4 protein-coding genes and 3 pseudogenes are annotated in these 6,082 nt (G+C 69.9%); 4 read left to right on the top strand and 3 right to left on the bottom strand.

The features are described from left to right. Positions 1-88: 88 nt before the first annotated feature. From B056_RS0106875 to B056_RS0106865, 3 genes are all read right to left on the bottom strand, one after another. Complete coding sequence (locus B056_RS0106875) at positions 89-682, bottom strand: hypothetical protein (protein ID WP_018501149.1); 594 nt, start codon at positions 680-682, stop codon at positions 89-91. A 4-nt stretch (positions 683-686) separates the two neighbouring features. Further along, on the bottom strand, positions 687-941 hold the full coding sequence (locus B056_RS0106870) for a hypothetical protein (RefSeq protein ID WP_154676886.1): 255 nt from the start codon (positions 939-941) through the stop codon (positions 687-689). A 133-nt stretch (positions 942-1,074) separates the two neighbouring features. Then, entirely contained in the window at positions 1,075-2,283 is a 1,209-nt protein-coding gene (locus tag B056_RS0106865) for a hypothetical protein (protein WP_195905853.1), read from the bottom strand. Between the two features lie 786 nt (positions 2,284-3,069). Between B056_RS0106865 and B056_RS35515 the strand changes: the two are divergent. From B056_RS35515 to B056_RS0106845, 4 genes and pseudogenes are all read left to right on the top strand, one after another. Next, a pseudogene (locus B056_RS35515) lies at positions 3,070-4,295 on the top strand (lipase family protein). Between the two features lie 329 nt (positions 4,296-4,624). Beyond that, positions 4,625-4,954, top strand: a pseudogene (locus tag B056_RS0106855) (SAM-dependent methyltransferase); the annotation flags it as partial. A gap of 178 nt (positions 4,955-5,132) precedes the next feature. Beyond that, positions 5,133-5,558, top strand: a complete 426-nt coding sequence (locus B056_RS35510) for a VOC family protein (protein WP_035750423.1) — start codon at positions 5,133-5,135, stop codon at positions 5,556-5,558. Positions 5,559-5,772: 214 nt separating this feature from the next. Beyond that, a pseudogene (locus B056_RS0106845) lies at positions 5,773-6,082 on the top strand (hypothetical protein); the annotation flags it as partial.

Genomic DNA, 6,082 nt, shown 5'->3' with positions numbered 1-6,082 from the left:
CACCACAGATCATCAGCCGGACAGCCAGGCCTCTGCGGGACCCGACCCGGCGCGCCCTCACAACGGGCAAACCTTCACGGATGCGGCACTAGTTCTGAAACACGCCCTGGTCGTCGTCCGGGCCGGTGGGTGGGACGTCGACGGTGAGGGCGGCCGCTTCCAGCTCGTAGCTGTCGCCCTGCTCGGCGAGGCGGGTGGCTGCCTCGTAGAGGCCGGGCAGGACGAGGAAGTCCTTGCTGCGTCCCGCCGTCTCCTTCGAACGGATGATGTGCTCCAGGCTGGCGACGTGCAGGGTCAGGCCGTAGTCGGGCAGCTCGTAGCTGCGGGCCTCGCGGCGCAGCGCGTCGTACGGGCCGACCCCGGGCAGTTCGATCAGGACGTCCAGCGCGCCGGCGGACGTGATGTACATGGCCATGTAGTCCGAGTAGAACTCGGCCGGTTCCACGACCGGGTGCGCCGTGTACTCGGTGGAGTCGACGGCCTTCTTCGTCGTGGCGGGGCCGGAGAGCGCGGCCGCCAGCCGGGCGAGGTTCTCCGGGGTGGGCTCGGGGACGATGTCGAGATCGTCGGTGATGTTCGGAGCGCCCTGTAGCCGGGCCCCGACCCCACCGACGATCACGTAGGTCACCTGGTGGTCGGCCAGGCGCCGTAGCAGGCCGCGGAGCTCGAATCTGCTCGCCATCGGGCTACCGCCGCCCGATGGGGCGCAGGGCCGACAGTGTCTCGACCTGGTCCTCCAGCTGGCGCAGCCGGTCCTGGGGCGTCATCGCGAGGATCGCCTCGACCTGGACCCGCAGCCCCGGATCCGACGTCCACGGCCGCCCCACCAGGGCACGTGCGCGCGCCATGGCCTCGGCGGCCCGCGCCCGGTAGTACGCCGCCCGGTCACCGGCGGGCGCGGGCGGCGGGCCGGGTGCGAGGTCGTCGACCTGAGTCTCCACGCCGCCAAGGATGCCAGCGCCCTCCGACAGGCCGCGAGGACCCACCGCCCGGACCAGGTGCACAAGGCCCAGAAGTGGCACAGAGCCCGATCAGCGGGGACGCGCTCCCGGCCCTGGGCCGCCGGGACGTCCGTCAGCTGGGCTTTGTCGGGTTCACGGCTGGCATGCCGTCGGGGTGGCAGACCCTGAAGGGTGCGGCGCTTCCGCCCGACTGCACGACGCGTCCTGACCAGAGCGGGGCGCAGTTGCCGGCGGTCAGCGCGCGCAGCGTGGTTCCGTCATCGATGCCGTTGCCGACGCACGACTCGAAGTAGACGTAGGCCTCGTGGGTCGACCCGCCCGCGGTCAGGCGGAGCACGATCCCGGTGTTCCCCGACATGTGCTTCGCACAGGTGCCCGGTGTGTCCGGTCCCCCGCCCGCCGGCGCGGCGTTGATCGCCGCCAGCAGCGCGGCCGCCGCGGCCCCGCCGAGCTCGCGGGAGGCCAGCAACCCGGGGCTGCCCACCGGGCTGTTCAGGTCGTAGTGGCAGACCGCGATGGTGTCCACGGTGTCGAGCCGGGCCACGTCGAACGGCGCGGGTGGGCGGGCGAACCCGCCGGCCTGGATCGGCGAGCTGGCGGCGCAGCCGTGCGGGTCGACCTCGGCCTGGTGTGCGGAGGCGATGATGCGCTCGGCCTCGGCGAGGTGCGCGTCGTCGGTCAGGACGAGCACCTTCGCCGCGCCGACCGTGCGGACGAGCCGGGTCCAGCCGTTCGAGCTCACTCGCCCGTCCGGTATCTCCTCGCCCCCGCCGGTGGCGGGCGTGGCGGTGAACCAGACGTGCGGCGACCAGTAGTCGCGAGGCACGCCCCCGCCATGCAGGTCCGGCTCCTCCTCCGTACGGCTGAAGCAGCCGATGGCCATCTCGACCCGGTAGGGGCCTCGGCTGTCGACGTAGGGCTTGTCTGGGAACGCCTGCGGCCGGCCCTCGACCGTGGCGCACCAGTCGCCGCCCGGTGCCGGCGCGGGCCCCCAGGAGGCCGGGACCTCCACCACCAGATCCCGGAACGACTCCAACCGCCAGCCCGGCTCCGGCGCCCCGGTTGCGCCGTGTCCGCCGGATGTCCCGTGCCCGTCGGGTGCGGCGCGTTCGCCGGGTGCCGCGCCCGCGGGCCCGCGCCCGTGTCCGCCCGTCACATCGCCGCCCGCCGGTCCGCAGGCCAGCGCCAGACCGCCGATGACCAGTGCCGCGGCCGGTGCCCACATCAGCCCGCGCGGACCACGACGTCTGCCGTGGCGGGCGACATCGACCAGCCAGGTCACAACAAGCCGACGCGACGCGCGGACCGGATGGGTTCCCATGGCGGTATCGACGCGCGCTCACGAACATCGGTTCCACCGACGTCCGAATAACTTCCGAACCATACGACGTCCGAACGGATCGACCGTTCTTGGTTCGGACAGTGCGCCGGTGGCAGGACCGCGCCAGCGGCCGTGACGCCGTATTGGTGGGCCTGACCTCGGTGGGCACACCTTGGTGCCATCGCGGTGGACGTCTCCGGCCGCGTGCCGAGCCCGGGCCCGTCCGCGGCCGCGTCGGCGCCTCCGGCCCGCCCCTCCGTCCCGCCCCTCCGTCCCGCCGCTTCGCCCGCGGAAGCGGGTGCAGGGGCGTTGAGCTGGGAGGTCCTCGACCGCCGTCGAGATGCCGGGGCCGCGCGGCACGAGTGGATTCCGCCGGTCCTGGCGGGCCGGGGCGGTGGACGGCGCAGGCGCGTTCGGATCTGGCGTGGTCGCCGTGTAGGCAACGGGCTGTCGACTTGTTACGGTCCGAAACCTACTCGCCGGTAGTACTCGTCGGTAACAAGGTCGGGGTGTTGCCCGGCGCGGGAGGTGATCACGACCAAACGTGCTGTTCACGGTGGCGGCCGGGCTCGCACCGGCAGCCCTCCCCGACCATTCCACTGTCAGGCACCGGAACCACCGGACCGGCCGGCAGACCTCGCTGAAACGCTGTCCCGGTCGGGTCACCACCGGGAAACCCCGAACGCGTCCGCTGGCCGTCCAGGAGCACGCCTGCGCCCTTCTCCCACGCGTCGGTGACGACCCCTGTTACGCAGCCGTTCCCCTGGAGAAAGAAGGTTGACCGGCATGTGGCGGAAATTAACCGGCCGCGGTTCACGACCGCGCAGAACAATCGGCTCGGTCCTCGTGACGCTGGCGCTCGTGATACCCACGGCGATCGTCCCCGTGGTGGTCAGTGCCACCCCGGCCGGCGCGGCCGCCGGCGAAGGACCTGCCGGGGACGCCTTCTACAGCCCGCCGTCGCCACTGCCCGCCGGTAAGCCAGGTGACGTGATCTGGTACCGCAGGAAGACCGACGTCAACAACGCCAGCGCCTACCTGATCCTGTACCTTTCACGGGACGCCCAGGGGAAACCGAACGCGGTCTCCGGAACAATCCTCGTCCCCAAGGGCAGAAGCCCGGTCGGTATGCCCATCGTCGGGCTCGCCTCGGGTTCGGTCGGCCTGGGTGACCAGTGCGCCCCGTCGAAGAACCCCCTCGTCAGCGTCGCCCAGAACCAGGGTTTCATCGACCAGGCACTGCTGCGCGGCTGGGCTGTGGCGATGAGCGACTACGAAGGGCTCGGCACCCCCGGGGCCCACACCTACGTGGTCGGCCGTTCCGAGGGCCGCGCCGTCCTCGACGCGGTCCGCGCCGCCCAGCGGCTGCCCGCGACCGGCCTGAGTACCGCCAACCCCGTCGGTCTGCTGGGCTACTCGCAGGGCGGCGGCGCGGCCGCGTGGGCCGGTGAACTCCAGCCGACCTACGCCCCGGAACTGAACTTGCGGGCCATCTCGGCCGGCGGTGTGCCCGCCGACCTGCTGGCCGTTTCCAGCCAGCTCGACGGCGGCATCGGTTTCGCGGTCCTGGCGATGGCCGCCGCAGGACTCGACGCGGCCTACCCAGAGCTGAACCTGGACGGTTATCTCAACGACGCCGGCAGGATTTTCTTCGGCAAACTCGCCACCTCCTGCATCGAAAGCCTCGTCGCCTACCCGTTCCGGAGAATCAGCGACTACACGACCACCAACCTGCTGAACACACCCGCCTGGATCGCCCGCATCAACGAACAGAAACTCGGCTCCGTCCCGCCGACAATACCGACCTTCCTGTACCACGGCTGGCCGACCGACGAACTGGTCGCCCTCCCACAGGCCGAGGCGTTGAAGAACACCTACTGCGCGGCCGGCGCACCCATACGGTGGCGGACCTACCTGGGCGAACACGCCACCACCATCTTCACCGCCAGGCCGACGCCGTCGGATTCCTCGCCGACCGGTTCGCCGGCAGACCCTTCACCCGCTCCTGCTGACCCGACGGACGACGCTGCCCGGGGCTCCCGAGTTCTGACGGCCCAGCCTCGTCTGGAACGCGGCGAAGCGAGCTGGCGTCGGGGGACTACGGCTGGAGCTGCCGGGCGGGCAGGACTCGCTGGAGATGTCAACCGACACCGCTCCGCCGTGTCCGATTCCAGCCACCCTCTCGATCACGACTGCCGTGGACGGACCGACATAATCAGGTCACAGAGGAGCAGAAGCACCATGGCACGAGCCCATCCGACCGCAGCGCAGCGCAGCACCACCGACGACGAGAGGCCGCGACGTGAGTCAGACTCCGCCCCCGTTCCGCTGGAACAGGCTCATGGACGAGCTGAACCCGGTGGACCTCAAGACGGACCAGCCGCACTCGGCGCGGATCTATGACTACTACCTGGGCGGCAAGGACAACTTTCCGGCGGACCGCGAGGCCGCGGAGCAGGCGCTGACCGTCGTCCCGAACGGGCGCGTCGCCGCCCGGCAGAACCGGGCCCTCATGCACCGGGCGACCCGCCGCCTGGCCGCCGAGGTAAGCATCCGCCAGTTCCTCGACATCGGCACCGGCATCCCGACCTCGCCGAACCTGCACGAGACCGCGCGGTCGATCGCCGCCGACACCCGGGTCATCTACGCCGACAACGACCCGCTCGTGCTGGCGTAGAGTCGGCTTCTCGCCAGCATCTTTTGAGGATCGGGCGAGCAACGGGTCCATACCCGCGTTGCACACGCACGGCTCGGCCCCTGCGACCACACAACGCAGCAGCGCTCCCAGGGACCATCCTCTCGTCAAAATGCGGGAGATGAGCAAACGTCCCCCATGCTACGGTGCGTCTATGTCATCGATCAAGAAGTTCCAAGTCACCTTTGACTGTGCAGAGCCTGAGCGCATCGCCCGTTTTTGGTGCGAGGTGTTGGGGTACGTTGTGTCGCCGCCGAAGGGGTTCGCCACCTGGGACGATTTCAACCGCTCCCGGTTTCCTGAGGATCAGGGTTCATGGTTCGCCTGCATTGATCCCTCAGGTGTAGGCCCGCGACTGTTCTTTCAGCGCGTTCCCGAAGGAAAGGTCGCCAAGAATCGGCTGCATCTTGACGTGAGGGTCGGCCCGGGGCTCGTGGGTGAAGAGCGCCTCGCCACGCTCGAAGCCGAATGCGCACGACTGGTCGTGCTCGGCGCGGTGCGCATGCGACTGCTGTATGACGGCCACGATTCCTGCATCGTGATGCAGGACATCGAGGGAAACGAGTTTTGTCTCGACTGAGCATCCTCTGGGCTGGCGAGGCGGGGAGCAGCGCAGCAGCCGCACGCCGGACCGATTGCCGTGTGCAACCCAGGGGTGGTACCGATCTTCCTGGCGCACGGCCGCTCGGCACCGGGGTCCAAGTGGGCACGCAGACTCGATTCAGCCGCATTGACCAACCATCGCAAAGCTTAATAGTCCGGATGTTTCTCCCAACGCCGTGCAACTATGGCTCATGCTCGATGATGCGCCAGAAGCCTTTGAGCCATGGCGACACAGATTCGAGGCGAACAGGTGTCGGCCCGACCCGGACTGGAGCGCGGGCGCTGAGACCCCCAGGGCGCTGGCCACCAGCCTCGCCAGGATCCAGGTCGGCGAAGCCAGCGACGGCGCGGGGATGATGCGGGCCGCCGTGCGGGCGGGCCACTCCGGCTACCTCGAAGCCGCGCGGCTGTTCATCGCAGAGGAGCAGGACCACTCGCGGCTGCTAGTGCCGCATCAGGCAACGTTCGCCTTGGCGACGATGGTGCGGAGTTTCTTGTCCG

Origin of the sequence: Parafrankia discariae (assembly GCF_000373365.1) — a bacterium.
Taxonomy (GTDB): Bacteria; Actinomycetota; Actinomycetes; order Frankiales; family Frankiaceae; genus Parafrankia; species Parafrankia discariae.
This window is presented reverse-complemented; position numbering and strand designations above follow the sequence as displayed.